The sequence below is a fragment of the Bradyrhizobium sp. Ses1 genome (assembly GCF_059512365.1).
The window spans coordinates 78956-98375 of the sequence record NZ_JCAMOQ010000029.1; the positions used below are offsets into that span (position 1 = coordinate 78956).

Below are 19420 nucleotides of genomic sequence, written 5' to 3' on the forward strand. Positions count from 1 at the left end.
GCACGAATGAGGCTGTCGAGGACCCCGAAAAAATAGCGATGCCCGCACTGCCATCGGGCACCGGACGCGCGGTTTCTTTCAAGCCGCGGATTGTGCGTAGCGAAATATTTCCTTCACGAAATCGGGATGCGGACAGCTCTCCGCTGGCATCGTTCGCGAAAGCAGACGATCCAGTAACCACCGGCGCCAGAGCGTGAGCCGAAATGCCGCGGCGCACTGGATGCCCGCCGGAGCCTGTCATCGGGCGGCGCTTCGCGCCGATCCGTTGGCGGGCATGACGGTGGAGTGTGGCGCTGCCTTCAAATTTGTCAGCCGCTCGCTGCTGCCTTCTCCGCTTGCGAGCCAGGGTTGATCGACAGTTTGCTGTAGCGATCCTTGAACGCTTCGGTGTCGATCTCCTCGAGCTTGATCTCGCCGCTCATCACGCCCTGCTTCCATGCATCGTGCTCGGGATCGTGCTGGAACTCCGGCATCACTTCCCGGGCGAACAATTCGAGCGACTCGCAGATATGGTCGTGCGTGTTCTTGCCGGCTTGATTGAGCAGGATCACCTGGTCGATGTGCGAGGTGCGGAAGCGGCGCAGCTTCCTGCGGATGGTTTCAGGCGATCCGATCAGACCGCCGCGCAATGCGGCTTCCTGCGCTTCCGGATTGTCGCGCTTCCATTTGTTGTACTCGTCCCACATGTTGACGGTGCCCGGCGCCGGCCGCTGCCGGTTCTGCGACGCGCCATAATAGCGCAGCGCGAACTGGAAGAAGGTGGCGCCGTCGGCGCGGGCGCGCGCTTCTTCATCCGTCTTGGCGCACATGAAGAACGACACCAGCGCCATGTTGGGATTGATCTGGTAGTCGGCGAGCTTCTTCAGCCGCTTGGTGATCGCGTTGTAATAGGCATGCACCCAGGCATGCGCCGCGTCCGCGCTGACGAACTGAAAGCCGAGCGCGCCGAAGCCGTGCTGCCCGGCGCGCTCGATGGTCGGCAATTGCGAACACGCCATCCAGAGCGGCGGATGCGGCTTCTGCACCGGCTTCGGCACCACGTTGCGCAAGGGGATATCGAAATATTTGCCGTGATGCTCGGTGCCGACCTTGGTGAACATCGGGAAGATCGCCGCGACCGCCTCTTCGAACACTTCCCGCTTGGTCTCCATGTCGCGGCCGAACGGCGTCAATTCGGTGATCGAGGCGCTCTCGCCCATGCCGAATTCGCAGCGCCCGTTGCTGAGGAGATCGAGGACTGCGACCCGCTCGGCGACACGCGCGGGATGGTTGGTCGTGAGCTGCAAGATGCCATGCCCGAGCCGGATGTTGCGGGTGCGCTGGCTTGCCGCACCCAGGAACGATTCCGGCGCCGGCGAGTGCGAGTATTCCTCGAGGAAATGATGTTCCACGACCCAGGCATAGTCGTAGCCGAGCCGGTCGGCGGTCTCGAGCTGCGTCAATGCGTCCTGATAAAGCTTGAGCTCGTCGCCCTCGTTCCACGGACGCGGCAGTTGCAGCTCGTAGAAGATGCCGAATTTCATGGCGTCGCTCCCGTACGTCTTGTTTGTTTGCTGCAGTGTATTGCCGGGGCGCGCGAAGTCCAGCCTTTGCCAATTCCGGATGGCGGAAGACGCGCGCCGCAACCAAACAGTAACCTTGCGGGTAGCGGCGCCGCCGAATCCGCTTCGAGCTAGTATAGTTTTGGCGCGCATTGATTTAGATCAGTGCTAAAGTATCCCAGCGACGTTACTTTTTTTCGGAAGGCAACGAGGCCTTCCCCCACACAATCCAAATCGAATCGAGACGACGTATGTCGGCAACCAGCGACGATGCGAGCGCGAGGCCGCGCCGTAGGCGCATGGAGATCTTCGCATTTCTTTTTCTCACGGCAGTTGTGATGCCCGCTTTGGCCGTGGCCACGGTGGGCAGCTACGGACTTGCTGTGTGGATCTATCAGATGATCGCGGGCCCGCCGGGCCCTCCCCCGCCACATTGAGCAGCCGATTTCTCAAGGAACACCCGACATGATCAGAGCTCAGACCACCATCGACCGCCGAGCGCTCATCACGGGGCGCGTCCTGCAGGCCGAGCCTGTCGTGCCGCCGCCCGGCGGCGAGATCGCCAGCATCCTCGTGCAAACCCGGCCTGAGCGGCTCGATGCCACCGAAGCTGCGATCACGGCACTGCGCGGCTGCGAGATTTACGGCCGCGATGAGAAGGGAAAGCTCGTGGTCGTCGTGGATGCGCCCGACGCAAGCTCGCTCGGCGCGACGCTCAACACGATTTCCGCGCTGCCCAACGTCTATTCCGCCTCGCTCGTGTTCCACGCCGTCGACGCCGATAACGTGTGATGACACGTGATCGGCCGCCCCTTGATGAAGGGAAGGAAATGCCATGACCGCCCCCAAGCTGGATCGCCGCCAGGTCCTGAAACTGGAAGCCGCCGCAATGGCGGCGCTCGCCGGAGGCATGCCGGTTGCGGCAGGTGCCGCCAACCTCGTCACCGAACGCGCCGAGAGCGAAATGAAGTGGGACAAGGCGCCGTGCCGCTTCTGCGGCACCGGCTGCAGCGTGATGGTCGCGACCAAGGACAACCGCGTCGTCGCCACCCACGGCGACATCAAGTCGGAAGTCAACCGCGGCCTGAACTGCGTCAAGGGCTATTTCCTCTCCAAGATCATGTACGGCCATGATCGCCTGACCAAGCCTTTGCTGCGCAAGAAGGACGGCAAGTACGACAAGAACGGCGATTTCACCGAAGTCTCATGGGACGAGGCCTTCGATGTGATGACGGAGAAGTTCAAGGCCGCGCTGAAGAAGCGCGGGCCGAGCGGCATCGGCATGTTCGGCTCCGGCCAGTGGACGATCTTCGAAGGCTACGCGGCATCAAAGCTGTTCAAGGCCGGCTTCCGCTCCAACAACATCGATCCCAATGCGCGGCATTGCATGGCCTCCGCTGCCGTCGGCTTCATGCGCACTTTCGGCATTGACGAGCCGATGGGCTGCTATGACGACATCGAGGCCACTGATGCCTTCGTGCTGTGGGGCTCGAACATGGCGGAGATGCACCCGATCCTGTGGACCCGGGTCGCCGACCGCCGCCTCTCGGCGCCGCATGTGCGCGTTGCCGTGCTTTCGACCTTCGAGCACCGCTCGTTCGATCTCGCCGACATCGGCCTCGTGTTCAAGCCGCAGACTGACCTCTATCTGCTCAACGCGATCGCCAACCACATCGTCAAGACCGGGCGGGTCAACACGGACTTCGTCAACAAGCACACGCTGTTCAAGCGCGGCCAGACCGATATCGGCTACGGCCTGCGGCCCGACCACCCGCTGGAGAAGAAGGCGACCGGCCGCGCCAAGGCGGGCGATGCCCAGGACATGACTTATGACGAATACGTCAAGTTCGTCTCCGACTACACGCTGGAGAAGGCGGCCGACATGGCCGGCGTCCCGCTCAGCCGGCTGCAGGCACTCGCCGAGCTCTATGCCGATCCGAAGGTCAAGGTCACGAGCTTCTGGACCATGGGCTTCAACCAGCACACCCGCGGCGTCTGGTGCAACAACCTCGTCTACAACATCCACCTCCTGACCGGAAAAATCTCCGAGCCCGGCAACAGCCCGTTCTCGCTGACCGGCCAGCCATCGGCCTGCGGCACCGCGCGCGAGGTCGGCACCTTCTCGCACCGCCTGCCGGCCGACATGGTCGTGACCAACAAGGAGCATCGCGCCAAGGCCGAGCACATCTGGAAACTTCCGGAAGGCACCATTCCCGACAAGCCCGGCTATCATGCCGTGCTGCAGAACCGAATGCTGAAGGACGGGCTGCTCAACGCCTACTGGATCCAGGTCAACAACAACCTGCAGGCCGCCGCCAACGGCAACGAGGAGACCTATCCCGGCTATCGCAACCCCGAGAATTTCATCGTGGTGTCGGACGCCTATCCGACCGTGACGGCGCTGGCCGCCGACCTCATCCTGCCGACGGCGATGTGGGTCGAGAAGGAAGGCGCCTATGGCAACGCCGAACGCCGCACCCATACCTGGCACCAACTGGTGTCGGCGCCGGGCGAGGCGCGCTCCGACCTCTGGCAGCTCATGGAGTTCTCCAAACGCTTCAAGGTCGAGGAAGTCTGGCCGGAAGAGCTGATCGCGAAGATGCCGGAGTATCGCGGCAAGACGCTGTTCGACATCCTCTACCGCAACGGCCAGGTCGACAAGTTCCCGGTCACCGACATCGAGGCCGGCTACGCCAATGACGAGTCGAAGGCCTTCGGCTTCTACGTCCATAAAGGCCTGTTCGAGGAATATGCCTCGTTCGGCCGCGGCCACGGCCACGACCTCGCGCCGTACGACACCTATCACCAGGTGCGCGGATTGCGCTGGCCTGTCGTCAACGGCCAGGAGACCCGCTGGCGCTTCCGCGAGGGGCTCGACCCCTACGTCCAGCAGGGCACCGGCGTTCAGTTCTATGGCTTCCCCGACGGCAAGGCGCGGATCTTCGCACTGCCCTACGAGCCGCCGGCGGAATCGCCCGACAAGGACTTTCCGTTCTGGCTCTCGACCGGCCGCGTGCTGGAGCATTGGCACTCCGGCACCATGACCCGCCGCGTTCCCGAACTCTACCGGGCATTTCCTGAAGCCGTCTGCTTTATGCACCCCGACGACGTCGCTGATCTGAAGCTGCGCCGCGGCGACGAGGTCAAGGTGGAATCCCGCCGCGGTTTCATCCGCGTCCGGCTGGAGACCCGCGGCCGCGACAAGCCGCCGCGCGGCCTGGTGTTCGTGCCCTGGTTCGATGAATCCAAGCTCATCAACAAGGTGACGCTGGATGCGACCGATCCGATTTCGCTGCAGACCGACTACAAGAAATGCGCTGTGCGCATCGAGAAGGTGACGACGACATGATCGGGAAGTCCGCTATCGTTGTTCTTGCCATTGCGCTTGTCGCCGCTTCAAGCTCGCTGCTCGCGCAAGGCGTCACGTCCGGCCTGCGCGGTCCCGCCCCGCTCAACGAGGAGGGACCGGCGCCGCCGATGACGCCGATGCGCAACACCGCTGAACGGGAGATCCGCAACTACCCGGAGCAGCCGCCGGTGATCCCGCATTCGATCGACGGCTACCAGGTCGATATGAACGGCAACAAATGCCTGTCCTGCCACGCCCGCGCCCGCACCGGCGAATCGCAGGCGCCGATGGTGAGCATCACCCATTTCATGGACCGCGACGGCCAGTTCCTCGCCTCGGTATCGCCGCGTCGGTACTTCTGCACGGAATGTCACGTTCCGCAGAACGTCACGACGCCGCCGGTGACCAATGATTTCGTCGACATCGACACCATCCTGAATCGCCCAGCACCCGGTGGCCACCGATGAGCGACGTCGACAAGGCGCCGCCACGCCAAGGCTGGTTTGCGCGGCCGTGGCGTTTTGCCCTCGAACTATGGGACGTGCTGATCCGGCCGAGCTCGGTGTTCGGGCTCGGCGTCTTGGTGCTTGCCGGTTTCGTCGCCGGCGTGATCTTCTGGGGCGGCTTCAACACCGCGCTGGAATTGACCAACACCGAAAAATTCTGCACCGGCTGTCACGAGATGCGTGACAACGTCTTTGCCGAATTGAAGTCCACCATCCACTTCACCAACCGCTCCGGCGTGCGCGCGACCTGCCCGGACTGCCACGTCCCGCACAACTGGACCGACAAGATCGCCCGCAAGATGCAGGCCTCCAAGGAAGTCTGGGGCCATCTTTTCGGCAGCATCGACACCCGCGACAAGTTCGTCGACAATCGGCTCGAGCTCGCGCTGCACGAATGGGCGCGGTTCAAGGCCAATGATTCGCTCGAATGCCGCAACTGCCACAGCGCGCAATCGATGGACATCACCAAGCAGTCGCCGCGGGCGAGCGTGGCGCATCAGCGCTTCCTGTTCACGGGCGAGAAGACCTGTATCGACTGCCACAAGGGTATCGCTCACCACCTGCCGGATATGCGCGGCGTTCCCGGCTGGCAATAGGCTTGGGTATCTTTGGGTATCCTGGGGCGGCCGGCCGGCACCTTGCGCCGGCAGCCTGAATGGCTAGGTTGAGGGGCTGAGTCGGCGGGCGATCGCCCGCTTGTCCTCTCCTCCGCCGAGACCCATGACCACCTTTACGCCGCATCAGGATTCCGCGCTGAAAGCCGTCGCCGACTGGCTCAAGGCAAAACCGGGTAAGAACGGCACACCGCCGATCTTCCGCCTGTTCGGCTATGCCGGCACCGGCAAAACGACGCTGGCGCAACATATCGCCGACGGCGTCGACGGCGAGGTGAAATTCGCGGCATTCACCGGCAAGGCCGCGCTGGTCATGCGCAACAAGGGCTGCGAGAACGCCTCCACTATCCATTCGCTGATCTACCGCGCCCGCGAATCCGGCGTCGAGCAGCCGACTTTCGAATTGTGGGACGACGCGCCGGCATCGAAAGCCAAGCTGATCGTGATCGACGAATGCTCGATGGTGGACGCCGATCTCGGCCGCGACCTGATGTCGTTCGACTGTCCACTGCTCGTGCTCGGCGATCCCGCGCAGCTTCCGCCGATCCAGGGCGCCGGCTTCTTCACCAATGCCGAGCCCGACGCGATGCTGACCGAGGTGCATCGCCAGGCGCAGGACGATCCGATCGTGCGGATGTCGATGGACATCCGCGAAGGCCGCGAGCTCGAGATCGGCCGCCATGGCGAGAGCGAGGTGGTGCCGCGCAACGAGCTCGATCCCGAGCGCGTCATGAATGCCGACCAGGTGCTGGTGGGCCGCAACAACACCCGCCGCGCCTACAACATGCGGATGCGACAGCGGCAGAACATCGAGGATCCCTTGCCGGTCGCCGGCGACAAGCTGGTCTGCCTGCGCAACAACCGCAAGAAGGGCCTGTTCAACGGCGGCCTGTGGCGGGTGAAAGCGCGCGCGCAATCGAAATCCAAGATCATCACCATGCGCGTGATGCCGGACGAGGATTTCGGCCACAAGGTCACCAAGGTCTCCGTGCGCGGCGAATGCTTCGGCGGCGCCATCGAGACCATCCCATGGGAACAGCGCAAGCCCTACGACGAATTCGACTACGGCTATGTGCTCACCGTGCACAAGTCGCAGGGCTCGCAATGGGACGACGTCGTACTGTTCGACGAAAGTTTTGCGTTCCAGGACAGCCGCGCGAGGTGGCTGTACACCGGTATCACGCGAGCGGCGAAGCGATTGAGCGTGGTGGTGTGACCTCTCTCCTCCGTCATTGCGAGCGCAGCGAAGCAATCCATGCCGCCACTTGCGGAGGCATGGATTGCTTCGTCGCTCCGCTCCTCGCAATGACGGGGCTGGTTCACAGACTCGTGTCCATCCGGCCGTAACACCCCCCTCCCCAGCCCGTATCTTCGGCATCCAGGGGAAGACCGCCCGATTTCCGAAACCTGGCTTCCGTTCTAGACTGGCTTCAGGCCCTCCCATCCAAAGAGGAAACCATGTCCAATCGCCCGTTCCGCCGCCTGTCGCTCTGCGCTGCCGCCCTCGGCGCGCTGGCCATCGCCTCCTTCGCCGCAGCCCCCTCGCGGGCGGCTGAAGACGCCGTGATCATTCCCGTCCCGACGCTCGACGCAAAGGCCACCGATGGCATCCAGACCGCGGTGCTCGCGGGCGGCTGCTTCTGGGGCGTGCAGGGCGTGTTCCAGCACACCGCTGGCGTCGTCAGCGCGGTTTCCGGCTATGCCGGCGGCAACAAGGCGACCGCCGACTACAACATGGTCTCCACCGGCACGACCGGACACGCGGAATCCGTCGAGATCAAGTACAACCCGAAGCAGGTTTCCTACGGCAAGCTCCTGCAGATCTTCTTCTCGGTCGTGCACGACCCGACGCAGTTGAATCGCCAGGGTCCGGACACCGGCACGCAATACCGCTCGGCGATCTTCGCCACCAGCGACGATCAGAAGAAGGTGGCGGAGGCCTATATCGCCCAGCTCAACGCCGCCAAGGTCTACAAGAAACCGATCGTGACCAAGGTCGGACCGCTCGAGGGGTTCTATCCCGCGGAGGCCTATCACCAAGACTACCTGACGCTGCACCCCAACCAACCCTATATTGCGTATAATGACATCCCGAAGGTCGAGAACCTGAAGAAGATCTTCGCGGAAAACTACATCGAGAAGCCGACACTGGTCGGCAACACCAAGGTCACGAATTAAGCGCCACAGTTTCCGTCATTGCGAGGAGCGAAGCGACGAAGCAATCCATCTCTGCACGTGCTGCGGCATGGATTGCTTCGCTTCGCTCGCAATGACGGCATAGTGAGAGGAGCCTCCATGTCCGACACCAAGACCCCAGACAAGGTCGTCAAGAGCGACGCCGAATGGCGCAAGGAATTGACGCCGATGCAATATGCGGTGCTGCGCGAGAAAGCGACCGAGCGTCCCTTCACCGGCGAATACGAGCATGAGCACCGCCAGGGCACCTATGTCTGCGCCGGCTGCGGCCAGACCTTGTTCGAATCCGATGCCAAGTTCGATTCCGGCTGCGGCTGGCCGAGCTTCACGCAGCCGGCGACGGAAGGCCATATCGACGAGGAGACCGACCACAGCCACGGCATGGTGCGCACCGAAGTCCTGTGCTCGAAATGCAGTGGCCATCTTGGCCACGTCTTCCCCGACGGCCCCGGCCCGACCGGCCTGCGCTACTGTATCAACTCGGCAGCGCTGAAGCTGCAGCCGAAGTGATCAATTCTCGTCATGGCCGGGCTTGTCCCGGCCATCCACGAAGACACTTGCTCAAGCTACAAAGACGTGGATGCCCGGGACATCTGCGCGAAGACGAGCTTCGCGCTTTTGCCCGGGCATGACGGCATTGTACTGAGGTCAGGCTACGCCGCCAACGCGCCGCGCTCCATGGCGAGCTCAGCCTCGAGGCTCGCAATATCCCGATAGATCGATGCCACCGCGAGCACGCGGCCGCCTCTCTTGTAGCGCACCACGCAGTCCTTTGCGGCAATATCGCCGTCAACGTCGATCTCGTCCCATTTCTCGGCATGGCCGACATAGTTGATCGGCACGTCGTAATGCTGGCTCCAGAAGAACGGCACCGTATTGAACACTTCCCGCTGACCGAGCATGTTGCGCGCGGCAGTCTGGCCCTGGCGCTCCGCCACCACCCAGTGTTCGACGCGGATGTTCTCGCCGGAATGCGGATCCGGCCAGCGGGCGATGTCGCCCGCTGCATAAATGCCGGCGCTGCTGGTTTCGAGATAGGCATTGACGGTGACGCCGCGATCGATCGCAAGCCCGGCCTTTTCGGCCAGCGCGAGACGCGGCCGCACGCCGACGCCGATCACGACAAGATCGGCCTCGAGCACGCCGCCGCTCTGCAGGCTCGCGCGCTTGCCGTCGATCGCGGTGACGGTGTCGCCGAGATGAAACGCGACGCCGTGCTCTTCGTGCAGGTTGCGGACGAAGTCGCCCATTTCGGGCCCGAGCACGCGCTCCATCGGCCGCTGCTCCAACCCGACGACGTGGACCTCGATATCCCTCGCCCGCAACGAGGCCGCGACCTCGAGCCCGATGAAACTTGCGCCGATCACAACCGCGCGGCGCGCGCCGCTCGCTGAAGCGATGATCGCGCGGCAATCATCCAGCGAGCGCAAGAGATGAACATGGGGCTGGTCCGCGCCCGGTATCAATAGACGCACCGGCTCCGCGCCGGTCGCCAGCAACAACCGGTCATAGGGCAAGGCCTTGCCATCGGCGAGAACCACCTGGTGCGCAGCCGGATCGATCGACGCGATCTTGATCTTGAGCCGCAGATCGATCGCGGCGCCAGAATAGAAATCGTCAGGCCGCAGCGGCAGCCAGTCCTCCGGCGCGCTGCCGGCAAGATAGTCCTTCGACAGGTTCGGCCGATCGACAGGCGCCGCGGCCTCGCCGCTCAGCATCGTGATGCTGCCGTGATAATCCTGTCGTCGCAGCATCTCGGCGGCGGCAAATCCCGCCGCGCCACCGCCCACGATCACGATGCGGCCGGGCGCATCGATCGCGCCTTTCACGCGAGGCTTGGGCTGCTCGCGCTTCTCGCGGACAAAGATGCGCTCGCCTTCGTGCTCGACCTTCCACACCGCGAGCGTGCTCAACGCCGGAGCGCGTGCAGCCTCGCCGGTGCGCAGATCGAAACAGGCGTGATGCCAGGGACAGCGGACGCTCTCGCCGACGACGAGGCCTTCCGCCAGCGGCCCGTGATAATGGCTGCAATGGGCGTCGATCGCGAAGACGTCCGACCCTGAACGCACCAGCAATACGTCTTCATCGCCGACATGGCCGAGCAGAGTGGCGCCGGAGAAGTCGGAGGGCGCCACGCCTTGCGACAGATCGGGACCGGAGGGTTGGGCTTGCTGGTCGGCCATGATGTCCTCCGTCGGTTTGAAACTGGTCCGTTCGAAGCCCTATCCCAGCGCCGCCTTCACCAGGCCACTGGCCTTCGCGAAATCCATCTGCCCGGTGTACTTCGCCTTCAACGCGCCGATGACCTTGCCCATGTCCTTGACCCCGGCAGCATTGGTCTCGGCGATCGCGGCTGATATCGCGGCCTTCACCTCATCCTCCGACATCTGCTTCGGCAGATAGGCTGAGATCACCGCGATCTCCTCGCGCTCCTGCGCGGCGAGCTCGGCGCGGCCGCCCTTGTCGTAGAGCTCGACCGCTTCCTGGCGCTGCTTGATCATCTTCTGCAGCACGCCGAGCAATTCGGCATCCGAAAGCGGCGGCTTGCCCTGGCCGCGCGCGTCGATATCGGCGTTCTTGATGGTCGAATTGACCATGCGCAGCGTGGAGAGCTTACGCTCCTCCTTCGCCTTCATGGCGTCCTTGACCGCGTTGTTGATGTCGTCGCGCAGCATGGCCGTGTCCCTGAATGATGAAACCTTCCATCTAGGCCGTTCGTTCCGCGAGAACAACCTCAGTTCCGCAGCCACTCGACCAGTGCGTTCGCGGTCGCCTCGGGCTGTTCCGGCTGCGGCAGGTGCCCGCAATCGGGCAGGATCACGAGCCTGGCGCCTGGAATGCCGTTCGCCATCTCAACCGACAGCGAATTCGGGATGGTATGGTCCTCGTCGCCCGTCAGCACCAGGGTCGGGCACCTGATCCAGGCCAGCGTCGGCCGCGAGTCGGGGCGGCTGATCACCGCCGTCTGCTGGCGGATGAAGCCCTCGACCCCGACATCCTCGCCCATCTCGTGGACAAGCCGGCGCAGGCTGGCATCCTCGCGCCGCGACGGGTGCACGAAGCCGGGAAACAGCTCATCCAACACACCGCGGAAATCGCCGCTTTTGGCGCGGGCCATCATGCTGCGGCGGCGCTCGGAGGCCTCCGGCGTATCAGGGCGGGCCTGGGTGTTGATCAAGGCCAGCTTTGCCACCCGCTCCGGCGCCTGGCGCATGATCTCGAAGGCGATGTAGCCGCCCATCGAATGCCCGGCCAGCGCAAAGCGCGGCGGCGCCTCGGCCAGGATCCGGCGCGCGATCGCCCCCATATGATCGTCGCGGATGTGGTTGGCGACCGTGACCGGTCCGAGCCGCCACAACGCCGGCACGACAGGGACAAAGATCCGCGGCGACGAAACCAGGCCCGGGACGAGCAGGATCGGCATCGTGTTGTCCATGCGGGCTCCGAAACGGGCAATTTGGCCGGGAAACGAGGTTATGGCGGGAACCCTAGCTTAAAACCCCGGAACCGCCAGTCAAATAGGCGCAAAACCCGTGTGAATGGACGCCCTTTCGCTTTGACGCGGCAGGATGTGGGAACTATGTAAAGGGCTCATGACCACATCCGAAAACGCTTCAGCCTGGCCGGACCACAAACCGACCGCGCTCCTCGTGCTCGCCGATGGCACCGTGCTGGAAGGCTTTGGCCTCGGCGCGGAAGGCCAGGCCGTCGGCGAAGTCTGCTTCAACACCGCCATGACCGGCTATGAGGAGATTTTGACCGATCCCTCCTATGCCGGGCAGATCATCACCTTCACCTTCCCGCATATCGGCAACGTCGGCACCAACGACGAAGATATCGAGACGGTGAACATGGCGGCAACGCCGGGCGCGCGCGGGGTGATCCTCCGCACCGCCATTACCGATCCGTCGAACTACCGCGCCACCCGCCATCTCGATCAATGGCTGAAAGCGCGCGGCATCATCGGCCTGTCGGGCATCGACACCCGCGCGCTCACGGCGCTGATCCGCAGCAAGGGCATGCCGAACGCCGTCATCGCGCATTCAAAAGACGGCAGGTTCGACCTGCACGGCCTCAAGGAAGAAGCGCGGGAATGGCCCGGCCTCGAAGGCATGGACCTGGTGCCGATGGTGACCTCCGGTCAGCGCTTCACCTGGGACGAGACGCCCTGGGAATGGGACAAGGGCTACGGCCGGCAGACCACCCCTGAATTCAACGTGGTCGCGGTCGACTACGGCATCAAGCGCAACATCCTGCGCCTGCTCGCCGGCGTCGGCTGCAAGGTCACGGTGGTGCCGGCGACCACGTCGGCCGAAGACATCCTCGCGATGAACCCGGACGGCGTGTTCTTGAGCAACGGCCCCGGCGATCCCGCCGCGACCGGCAAATATGCCGTGCCCGTCATCCAGAAGGTGATCGAGTCGGGTACGCCGACCTTCGGCATCTGCTTGGGGCATCAGATCCTCGGGCTCGCCGTCGGCGCCAAGACCAAAAAGATGCACCAGGGCCATCACGGCGCCAATCACCCGGTAAAGGACGAGACCACCGGCAAGGTCGAGATCACCTCGATGAACCACGGCTTTGCTGTGGACCAGGCGACATTGCCCGCCGGCGCAACGCAGACCCATATCTCGTTGTTCGACGGCTCCAATTGCGGCATCCAGCTCGACGGCAAGCCGGTGTTCTCCGTGCAGTATCACCCGGAGGCGTCGCCCGGCCCGCGCGACTCGCATTACCTGTTCAAGCGCTTCGCCGACCTGATGCGCGACAAGAAGCGGGCGTAGGAACGTAGGCGGCCGAAATGACGTTGTAGGATGGGTAGAGCGAAGCGAAACCCATCATCTGGTGGCTCACGGCAATCGCGATGGGTTTCGCTTTCGCTCTACCCATCCTACGGGAGCTTCCCATGTCCGTCGTCAAGGCCGATGCAACGCCGCTCACGATCGTCTTCGAGGATGACGGCCTGGTGCCGAACAATCCGCTGCCGTTCCTGGTCTACAAGGCGACCGTCGACGTCGACAACGAGCATCCGGAGAAGACTATCGAAGGGTTGTTCGGCGCCAATGGCTGGGGCGCGATGTGGCGTAACGGCGTCTACGATTACCTGCACTATCATTCGACCGTGCACGAGGTGCTCGGCGTCTCACGAGGACATGCGCGCGTACAGTTCGGCGGCGATCGCGGCAAGGTGCTGGAGATCTCCGCCGGAGACGTCGCGATCCTGCCCGCCGGCACCGGGCACCAATTGATTGCCGCGAGCGATGATTTCTGCGTGGTCGGCGCCTATCCGCCGGGACCGCCGATGGAGATCACGCGACCGACGCCCGAAAATCACGCCAAGGCGCTGAAGACGATCCCACAGGTCGCGACACCCAAGACCGATCCGGTGATGGGCGAGAATGGGCCGCTGGTGAGGTTGTGGAAGCGCGGCTGACCGTGCGGGCCAAGTGGCACCATCGCGCGTCCCCATGGGGTCAGCAGGACCGAAAGATGCGGGAGGTGCCCGCGGGGATATGCCCACGAGCGGGCACACAGCGCAACGAGCTAGCGATGGCCCGACTGGTTCACATCTGCGCTTGTGCTAGATTGTACTCGTGGAGGTAGTTGAAACAGTCGTTCTTCGACATCGGACTTTATAGCATTGGATTCAATAATCTGCCCCGCGGGCGTCGTGTGGCGTCTTATGCTGCACACCCCCTCTTGCACACCCCCTCTTGCACACCTGACATCCCTTGCCTGAACGCGAAGACTTCGAAGTCGAAGCATCCAACGATTGTAGAGGCCTGCCCCCATAAATCACGACAGCACACATCAGTTGAGGAGTAGTCGATATGTTTCGAGGAATTCTGACGCTGACTTTGTCTCTCGGCCTGGGCGCGCCGGCTGTGCCCGCTGCGCTTGCGCAACAAGCGGCGCCGGCAATCACCGAGCAGGAAGCGCATGCCATCGCGGTGGACGCCTATATTTATTTCTACCCTATCCTGTCGATGGACGTGACGCGGAAACAATTCACCAACGGCACCACCGATTTCAAGGGGCCGATGAACACGTTCGTCAACGTATCAGAATATCCGCCGGCGAATTTCAAGGGCGTGGTGCGCTCCAACTTCGACACGCTCTATTCCGTATCATGGCTCGACATGACCAAGGAGCCCGTCGTGGTCTCGGTCCCTGATACCGACGGGCGCTATTATCTGCTGCCGATGCTGGACATGTGGACCGATGTCTTTGCCTCGCCGGGGTGGCGGACGACGGGCACCAAGGCGGGCACCTTCCTGCTGACGCCTCCCGGCTGGCGACCGGATCTGCGTGACAGATTTGTCGATGAGTTCAAGCTCCCGAAGGACACGCAGCGGATCGACGCACCAACGCCTTATGTCTGGGTGATCGGCCGTACCAAGACCGACGGCCCGGCAGACTACGATGCGGTTCACAAGATCCAGGCGGGTTACAAGGTCGCGCCGCTTTCAGAATTCGGCAAGACGCCCAAACCCGTCGAATTCAAGCCCGACCCAAGCGTCGACATGAAGACGCCGCCGAAGGTCCAGGTCGATGCGATGACGGCCGGCGTGTATTTCGCCTATGCGGCCGAACTGCTGAAGCTTCACCCGCCTCATATCACCGATCAGCCGATCATCGCGCAGATGAAGAAGATCGGCATCGAGCCAGGCAAGAGCTTCGACATCGGCAGGATCGACCCTGTCCTGCAGCGCGCCTTCGAGACCGCCCCGCAGGACGCGCAGAAGCTGATGGCCTGGAAGGTGCCGACGCTGGCGAGGGTTGCCAATGGCTGGTCGATGAACACCGATACGATGGGTGTTTACGGCAACTACTATCTGAAGCGTGCCATCGTCTCGCAATTGGGGCTCGGCGCGAATCTGCCCGAGGACGCCATCTATCCGCTCAATCTCGGCGACGAGACCGGCAAGCCGCTCGACGGCGCAAGCAAGTACACCATCACGTTCGAGAAGAATGCCGCCCCGCCGGTCAACGCGTTCTGGTCGATCACGCTGTACGATCCGGAAGGCTTCCAGGTCGGCAATGTGCTGAACCGCTTCGCAGTCAGCAGTTGGATGCCGTTCAAGTATAACGCGGACGGCTCGCTCGATCTTTACTTCCAGAACGAAAGCCCGGGCAAGGACAAGGAAGCCAATTGGCTTCCGGCGCCGAAGGGCCCCTTCAACCTGACCATGCGCCTCTACAGTCCGAAGTCCGAGGCGCTGACCGGAAAATGGAATCCTCCGCCCGTCGTCAAGACGCAGGCAACGCTGGGATTGTCGGCACAGTAAATCTCGATCGGGCGTCGGCGCCGTCTCAAGACCCACTAAAGCGGGATGACTTTTCTTCGAATCGTCATCCCGCTTTGATCTTTTTCGGAAAACCGGTGCCCACTTTTCTGGATCATGCTCTAGATTGGCTCGCGCAATCAATTGGGCGAGTTGATCAGACGGCTGGCGGATGACGGATCCGGTTCGCAGCCTCCGCACTTTCGGACGCCGCCCCCGTCTCAGTGACGGCCCATCGAGGGAGCAAGAAGATGCCGACCGCCTTCACGCCGATGACCGCGCTGCTGGGCGGAGCCTTGATCGGCCTTTCCGCCGTGGCGTTGATGGCGTTCGCCGGTCGGATCGCGGGAGTGAGCGGCATTGCCGCCCGCCTGCTTCCGCCGTTCAACGATCAGGAATGGCCCGGTCGTCTCGCCTTCATTGCCGGGCTCGTCGCCGCGCCCGTCGTGGTACGGGTTGCGACCGGCAGCCTTCCGCCGCAAGCCATCGAGACCGGCGGTATCCTTTTGGCGATCGCGGGCCTTTTGGTTGGCTTCGGTTCGGTATGGGGCAGCGGCTGCACCTCCGGCCACGGCGTCTGCGGCATATCGCGGCTGTCGCTTCGATCCATTGTCGCTACACTGGTCTTCATGGCGACGGGATTTGCGACGACCTTCGTCATCCGGCATCTCGCATGAGGTCCCGCATGTCTGTTCTGATCCAGTTCGTCATCGGCCTGGCATTCGGACTCGGGCTCCTGGTCTCCGGCATGTCCAATCCGGCGAAGGTCCTGAACTTCCTCGACCTCGCGGCGATTCGCACCGGATCGTGGGATCCCAGTCTCGTGTTCGTGATGCTAGGTGCCGTCATCGTCACGTTTATCGGCTTCAGGGTTGTGCTGAGGTGGCCACGACCGGTTCTTGCGGGTGCATTCCATCTGCCGACCAAAACCGATTTCGATTTGCGCGTGATCGTCGGACCTGCGATTTTCGGGGTAGGCTGGGGTATCGCCGGTTTCTGTCCCGGTCCGGCCTTCGTGGCGCTTGGTTATGGATCGTCGGCGTCGATCCAGTTCTTGATCGCCATGTTGGTCGGAATGGCCGGCGCTCGCGCGCTCGCCGACCGGCAGCCGGCGCTTGCCGGATCACTTTACGAGTAGAGGAGCAGCCCATGTCCGACATTCCTCACACCGTCGACCTCTCCGTGAAGCCCGAGGTCACCGCATTCTTCGATCCGGCGACCAACACCGTCAGCTACGTGGTCAAGGACCCCACATCGAAGGCCTGCGCCGTGATCGATTCCGTGATGGACATCGATTACGCGGCCGGCCGCATCGCCTACCAATCCGCCGACAAGATCATCGATTTCATCGCGAAGCACCGCCTCAAGCTGGAATGGCTGATCGAGACCCATGTTCATGCCGACCATTTGTCGGGCGCGCCCTACATCCAGAGCAGACTCGGCGGCAAGATCGGCATCGGCGAGAAGATCACGGTCGTGCAGGAGACGTTCGGCAAGATCTTCAACGAGGGCACCGAATTCCAGCGCGACGGCAGCCAGTTCGACCGCCTGTTCAAGGACGGCGACACTTACGAGATCGGCGCGATGAAGGCCTTCGCGCTCTATACGCCCGGCCATACGCCCGCCTGCATGACGCATGTGATCGGTGACACGGCCTTCGTCGGCGACACCTTGTTCATGCCGGACGGCGGCTCGGCGCGCGCGGATTTCCCGGGCGGCAACGCCCGCGATCTCTACCGCTCGATCCACCGGATTCTGTCGCTGCCGAACGAGACCCGCCTGTTCATGTGCCACGATTACGGCCCGAACGGCCGCGAGATCCGCTGGGAGACGACGGTGGCCGAGCAGCATGCCCACAACATCCACGTCCATGACGGCATCACGGAGGACGAATTCGTCGCCACGCGCGAAGCGCGCGACAAGACGCTGCAGATGCCGAAGCTGATCATCCCCTCGCTGCAGATCAACATGAAGGGCGGCAAGCTTCCGGCGCCGGACGCCGACGGCAAGCAATATCTGAAGGTGCCAATTAACCTGTTATAAGCTCAAACGGCGGCGAGGCAGCCCGCTGCCGTTCCGCACTCTTCGTCGCCGTTGCGCACCGTCTTTGGTGCTATGCCGCATTACTGCCTTCCTGGCGGCTGGCCTCGAACAGGAACCAGGTGCGCCGCTCGGTCTCGTCGATGAAGGTCTCGAGGATGCTTGCGGTCGCGGCGTCGCCGTGCTCGTCGGCGAGGTTGCGCGCCTTCCGCATTGCGGCCGCGACGTGCTTGTTGTCTTCCATCAATTCGCGCAGCATCTCGCGCGGCGGCACGTAGTCCTCGTTGTTGTCCTTGATGGTCTGCAATTTGCTGACCTGGCTGATCGATTTCAGGGTGGTCCCGCCGATCTTGCGCACCCGCTCGGCCAGTTGATCGGTGGTGGCGAAGATTGCGTCCGACTGCTCGTCCAGCATCAGGTGGTAATCGTGGAAATGCCGGCCACTGACGTGCCAGTGGAAATTCTTGGTCTTCAGGTAGAGTGCGAAGGCATCCGCGAGCAGCGTATTGAGCGCCGCCGAGACCTTCGTGACCGCCTCGTTGGGCAGGTCGGTCGGGGTATCGAGGTCGGGGGAGATTTTGTCGGATTTTGGATCAGGCTTGGCTTTGCTCACGTTGAACCTTCCTGTTAGGACACCGGACACCGGCGGCCCGAACTCCTGGTCGCCGGCCCCTCTAACGCATCATACGGATGCCGGTTCCTATGCCGGAACCGCAAGTTTTTGCCGGGCCCACTGCCGATGGATGAATGGATCGATTATTACGATTCCACGCATACGATTTATGTCAGCAAGCTGCATCGCGACCTGCATTTCCGGATCGTTGCGCGGGATATCATTGCCTATATCTCCTCGCCCGACGCCATCGTGCTCGACTATGCCTGTGGCGAAGCGCTGTCCGCAGCAGAGGTCGCGGATGCCTGCGCCACGCTCTATCTCGCGGAGCCCGCGCCCGGCGTGCGCGGAGGGCTGATCGCGCGCTTTGCGCCCAACACCAAGATCCGGGTGCGCTCGCTGGATGAGGTGGGGCAGATGGCCGAAGGCTCGGTCGATCTCGTCATCATGAATTCGGTTGCGCAATACATGACACCGGAAGAGCTGGACGCCGCATTCGCCGTCATTCGCCGCCTGCTCAAACCCTCCGGGCGCCTCATACTCGGCGATGTCCTGCGGCCCGAAGTCGGCATGGGCAGGGACGTTCTCGCGCTGTTGGGTTTCGGCGCCCGCCACGGCTTCCTCAAGGATGCCCTGCTCGGGCTGATCAGCACGGCGCTGTCGGACTATCGGCAATTGCGCACACGGATCGGCCTTCAGCGTTACGGCGAGGAGCAAATGCTGAAGAAGCTCGCGGCCGCCGGCTTCAAAGCCTCCCGCGCCCCCCGCAATATCGGCCACAATCCATGGCGGATGACGTTCGTCGCGCATCGTCCCGACGCGTGATCGTGCAACGCAACCGTTAGGGTTAATCCGGGCTAAGGATGGCTAGCCCGTATTTCTCACACGACCAATTGCTCTGCGACGGGGATAGGATGATCTGGCGAAGGCGATGAGGAGCCGTGGCGCTGAAGGCGCGGCGGGCGATTTGATTTTGAGTGTCTCCGTTGGACCTTGTTGGTGATGCCGCCGATTGGGCGCGTCGCAGCGTCGCGTGTCAGGCCGGCGAGGCGCGCGCCTTGGCGGCTTCGGCCAGGCGGCGAGCCACGTGTCCCCATTCTTGGGCGGCTGGGCAGGCCGAGGCCATGGCGATCTTGATGCGGCGGACGCTGATGCGCACCAGCGCGCCGATCTTCAGGAGCTTGAGGCGGATGGTGCCGCAGGTGGCGTCCGCAAAGGTGGTTTCGGCAAGGCCGATGCGCCGCAGGGCACAGATCAGCACATAGGCCATCGAGG

21 protein-coding genes are annotated in these 19420 nt (G+C 63.1%); 15 read left to right on the plus strand and 6 right to left on the minus strand.

Annotated features, from left to right (window positions below; genetic code table 11):
* Positions 1 to 308 precede the first annotated feature (308 nt).
* The gene (locus AC5ZG5_RS28200; protein WP_456644828.1) at positions 309 to 1523 is read right to left on the minus strand and encodes an LLM class flavin-dependent oxidoreductase; all 1215 of its coding nucleotides are present in this window, start codon (positions 1521 to 1523) and stop codon (positions 309 to 311) included.
* 269 nt (positions 1524 to 1792) lie between these two features.
* On the opposite strand from AC5ZG5_RS28200, the gene napE reads away from it, so the two are divergent.
* The 8 genes from napE (at position 1793) to msrB (ending at position 8716) form a co-directional block, all read left to right on the plus strand.
* Positions 1793 to 1978: a periplasmic nitrate reductase, NapE protein gene (napE, locus tag AC5ZG5_RS28205; RefSeq protein ID WP_028165371.1), complete on the plus strand. Its 186-nt coding sequence runs from the start codon at positions 1793 to 1795 to the stop codon at positions 1976 to 1978.
* 28 nt (positions 1979 to 2006) lie between these two features.
* Complete coding sequence (locus AC5ZG5_RS28210; protein WP_028165372.1) at positions 2007 to 2333, plus strand: chaperone NapD; 327 nt, start codon at positions 2007 to 2009, stop codon at positions 2331 to 2333.
* 43 nt (positions 2334 to 2376) lie between these two features.
* A complete protein-coding gene (napA, locus tag AC5ZG5_RS28215; protein WP_456644827.1) occupies positions 2377 to 4890 on the plus strand; it encodes a periplasmic nitrate reductase subunit alpha in 2514 nt (837 codons plus the stop codon).
* A complete protein-coding gene (locus AC5ZG5_RS28220; RefSeq protein WP_028165374.1) occupies positions 4887 to 5357 on the plus strand; it encodes a nitrate reductase cytochrome c-type subunit in 471 nt (156 codons plus the stop codon). The genes napA and AC5ZG5_RS28220 overlap by 4 nt, the downstream gene beginning before the upstream one ends.
* A complete protein-coding gene (locus AC5ZG5_RS28225) occupies positions 5354 to 5992 on the plus strand; it encodes a NapC/NirT family cytochrome c (protein ID WP_456644826.1) in 639 nt (212 codons plus the stop codon). The genes AC5ZG5_RS28220 and AC5ZG5_RS28225 overlap by 4 nt, the downstream gene beginning before the upstream one ends.
* Before the next feature lie 124 nt (positions 5993 to 6116).
* Positions 6117 to 7226, plus strand: a complete 1110-nt coding sequence (locus AC5ZG5_RS28230; RefSeq protein ID WP_456644825.1) for an ATP-dependent DNA helicase — start codon at positions 6117 to 6119, stop codon at positions 7224 to 7226.
* A 242-nt stretch (positions 7227 to 7468) separates the two neighbouring features.
* Positions 7469 to 8188: a peptide-methionine (S)-S-oxide reductase MsrA gene (gene msrA, locus AC5ZG5_RS28235; protein ID WP_456644824.1), complete on the plus strand. Its 720-nt coding sequence runs from the start codon at positions 7469 to 7471 to the stop codon at positions 8186 to 8188.
* Between the two features lie 117 nt (positions 8189 to 8305).
* Entirely contained in the window at positions 8306 to 8716 is a 411-nt protein-coding gene (msrB, locus tag AC5ZG5_RS28240) for a peptide-methionine (R)-S-oxide reductase MsrB (RefSeq protein ID WP_130226010.1), read from the plus strand.
* Between the two features lie 143 nt (positions 8717 to 8859).
* On the opposite strand, the gene AC5ZG5_RS28245 is transcribed toward msrB, so the two are convergent.
* The 3 genes from AC5ZG5_RS28245 to AC5ZG5_RS28255 are packed head-to-tail and all read right to left on the minus strand — an operon-like array spanning position 8860 to position 11642.
* The gene (locus AC5ZG5_RS28245) at positions 8860 to 10389 is read right to left on the minus strand and encodes an FAD-dependent oxidoreductase (protein ID WP_456644823.1); all 1530 of its coding nucleotides are present in this window, start codon (positions 10387 to 10389) and stop codon (positions 8860 to 8862) included.
* 39 nt (positions 10390 to 10428) lie between these two features.
* Complete coding sequence (locus AC5ZG5_RS28250) at positions 10429 to 10881, minus strand: GatB/YqeY domain-containing protein (RefSeq protein WP_028165380.1); 453 nt, start codon at positions 10879 to 10881, stop codon at positions 10429 to 10431.
* A 59-nt stretch (positions 10882 to 10940) separates the two neighbouring features.
* The gene (locus AC5ZG5_RS28255; protein ID WP_456644822.1) at positions 10941 to 11642 is read right to left on the minus strand and encodes an alpha/beta fold hydrolase; all 702 of its coding nucleotides are present in this window, start codon (positions 11640 to 11642) and stop codon (positions 10941 to 10943) included.
* Between the two features lie 157 nt (positions 11643 to 11799).
* Here AC5ZG5_RS28255 and carA point away from each other — a divergent pair, with 157 nt between their 5' ends.
* The 6 genes from carA (at position 11800) to AC5ZG5_RS28285 (ending at position 17535) form a co-directional block, all read left to right on the plus strand.
* Entirely contained in the window at positions 11800 to 12990 is a 1191-nt protein-coding gene (carA, locus tag AC5ZG5_RS28260; protein ID WP_456644821.1) for a glutamine-hydrolyzing carbamoyl-phosphate synthase small subunit, read from the plus strand.
* Positions 12991 to 13112: 122 nt separating this feature from the next.
* Complete coding sequence (locus AC5ZG5_RS28265) at positions 13113 to 13640, plus strand: cupin domain-containing protein (protein ID WP_456644820.1); 528 nt, start codon at positions 13113 to 13115, stop codon at positions 13638 to 13640.
* Between the two features lie 397 nt (positions 13641 to 14037).
* Complete coding sequence (locus AC5ZG5_RS28270) at positions 14038 to 15495, plus strand: DUF1254 domain-containing protein (protein WP_456644819.1); 1458 nt, start codon at positions 14038 to 14040, stop codon at positions 15493 to 15495.
* Positions 15496 to 15743: 248 nt separating this feature from the next.
* On the plus strand, positions 15744 to 16169 hold the full coding sequence (locus AC5ZG5_RS28275; protein ID WP_456644818.1) for a YeeE/YedE family protein: 426 nt from the start codon (positions 15744 to 15746) through the stop codon (positions 16167 to 16169).
* An 8-nt stretch (positions 16170 to 16177) separates the two neighbouring features.
* A complete protein-coding gene (locus tag AC5ZG5_RS28280) occupies positions 16178 to 16630 on the plus strand; it encodes a DUF6691 family protein (protein WP_456644817.1) in 453 nt (150 codons plus the stop codon).
* A gap of 11 nt (positions 16631 to 16641) precedes the next feature.
* Positions 16642 to 17535 (plus strand): MBL fold metallo-hydrolase, encoded by an 894-nt coding sequence (locus AC5ZG5_RS28285; RefSeq protein ID WP_456644816.1) that lies wholly within the window; start codon positions 16642 to 16644, stop codon positions 17533 to 17535.
* Between the two features lie 70 nt (positions 17536 to 17605).
* Here the strand turns inward: AC5ZG5_RS28285 and AC5ZG5_RS28290 are convergent, their stop codons facing one another.
* Positions 17606 to 18145, minus strand: coding sequence for a Dps family protein (locus AC5ZG5_RS28290; RefSeq protein WP_028165388.1), 540 nt, complete (start codon positions 18143 to 18145; stop codon positions 17606 to 17608).
* 126 nt (positions 18146 to 18271) lie between these two features.
* Between AC5ZG5_RS28290 and AC5ZG5_RS28295 the strand changes: the two genes are divergently transcribed.
* Positions 18272 to 18970, plus strand: a complete 699-nt coding sequence (locus AC5ZG5_RS28295; RefSeq protein ID WP_456644815.1) for a class I SAM-dependent methyltransferase — start codon at positions 18272 to 18274, stop codon at positions 18968 to 18970.
* 211 nt (positions 18971 to 19181) lie between these two features.
* Here the strand turns inward: AC5ZG5_RS28295 and AC5ZG5_RS28300 are convergent.
* On the minus strand, positions 19182 to 19420 hold a 239-nt coding region (locus tag AC5ZG5_RS28300), incomplete at its 5' end, for a transposase (RefSeq protein ID WP_496165474.1).

What these genes read in the sequence shown, in the direction of transcription:
- AC5ZG5_RS28255 (WP_456644822.1), bottom strand. Translation starts at nt 11,642, where the DNA reads ATGGACAACACGATGCCGATCCTGCTCGTCCCGGGCCTGGTTTCGTCG.
- AC5ZG5_RS28220 (WP_028165374.1), top strand. Translation starts at nt 4,887, where the DNA reads ATGATCGGGAAGTCCGCTATCGTTGTTCTTGCCATTGCGCTTGTCGCC.
- AC5ZG5_RS28295 (WP_456644815.1), top strand. Translation starts at nt 18,272, where the DNA reads ATGGATGAATGGATCGATTATTACGATTCCACGCATACGATTTATGTC.
- AC5ZG5_RS28200 (WP_456644828.1), bottom strand. Translation starts at nt 1,523, where the DNA reads ATGAAATTCGGCATCTTCTACGAGCTGCAACTGCCGCGTCCGTGGAAC.
- AC5ZG5_RS28285 (WP_456644816.1), top strand. Translation starts at nt 16,642, where the DNA reads ATGTCCGACATTCCTCACACCGTCGACCTCTCCGTGAAGCCCGAGGTC.
- napA (WP_456644827.1), top strand. Translation starts at nt 2,377, where the DNA reads ATGACCGCCCCCAAGCTGGATCGCCGCCAGGTCCTGAAACTGGAAGCC.
- msrB (WP_130226010.1), top strand. Translation starts at nt 8,306, where the DNA reads ATGTCCGACACCAAGACCCCAGACAAGGTCGTCAAGAGCGACGCCGAA.
- AC5ZG5_RS28230 (WP_456644825.1), top strand. Translation starts at nt 6,117, where the DNA reads ATGACCACCTTTACGCCGCATCAGGATTCCGCGCTGAAAGCCGTCGCC.
- AC5ZG5_RS28275 (WP_456644818.1), top strand. Translation starts at nt 15,744, where the DNA reads ATGCCGACCGCCTTCACGCCGATGACCGCGCTGCTGGGCGGAGCCTTG.
- AC5ZG5_RS28270 (WP_456644819.1), top strand. Translation starts at nt 14,038, where the DNA reads ATGTTTCGAGGAATTCTGACGCTGACTTTGTCTCTCGGCCTGGGCGCG.
- napE (WP_028165371.1), top strand. Translation starts at nt 1,793, where the DNA reads ATGTCGGCAACCAGCGACGATGCGAGCGCGAGGCCGCGCCGTAGGCGC.
- AC5ZG5_RS28225 (WP_456644826.1), top strand. Translation starts at nt 5,354, where the DNA reads ATGAGCGACGTCGACAAGGCGCCGCCACGCCAAGGCTGGTTTGCGCGG.
- msrA (WP_456644824.1), top strand. Translation starts at nt 7,469, where the DNA reads ATGTCCAATCGCCCGTTCCGCCGCCTGTCGCTCTGCGCTGCCGCCCTC.
- AC5ZG5_RS28250 (WP_028165380.1), bottom strand. Translation starts at nt 10,881, where the DNA reads ATGCTGCGCGACGACATCAACAACGCGGTCAAGGACGCCATGAAGGCG.
- AC5ZG5_RS28210 (WP_028165372.1), top strand. Translation starts at nt 2,007, where the DNA reads ATGATCAGAGCTCAGACCACCATCGACCGCCGAGCGCTCATCACGGGG.
- AC5ZG5_RS28280 (WP_456644817.1), top strand. Translation starts at nt 16,178, where the DNA reads ATGTCTGTTCTGATCCAGTTCGTCATCGGCCTGGCATTCGGACTCGGG.
- carA (WP_456644821.1), top strand. Translation starts at nt 11,800, where the DNA reads ATGACCACATCCGAAAACGCTTCAGCCTGGCCGGACCACAAACCGACC.
- AC5ZG5_RS28245 (WP_456644823.1), bottom strand. Translation starts at nt 10,389, where the DNA reads ATGGCCGACCAGCAAGCCCAACCCTCCGGTCCCGATCTGTCGCAAGGC.
- AC5ZG5_RS28265 (WP_456644820.1), top strand. Translation starts at nt 13,113, where the DNA reads ATGTCCGTCGTCAAGGCCGATGCAACGCCGCTCACGATCGTCTTCGAG.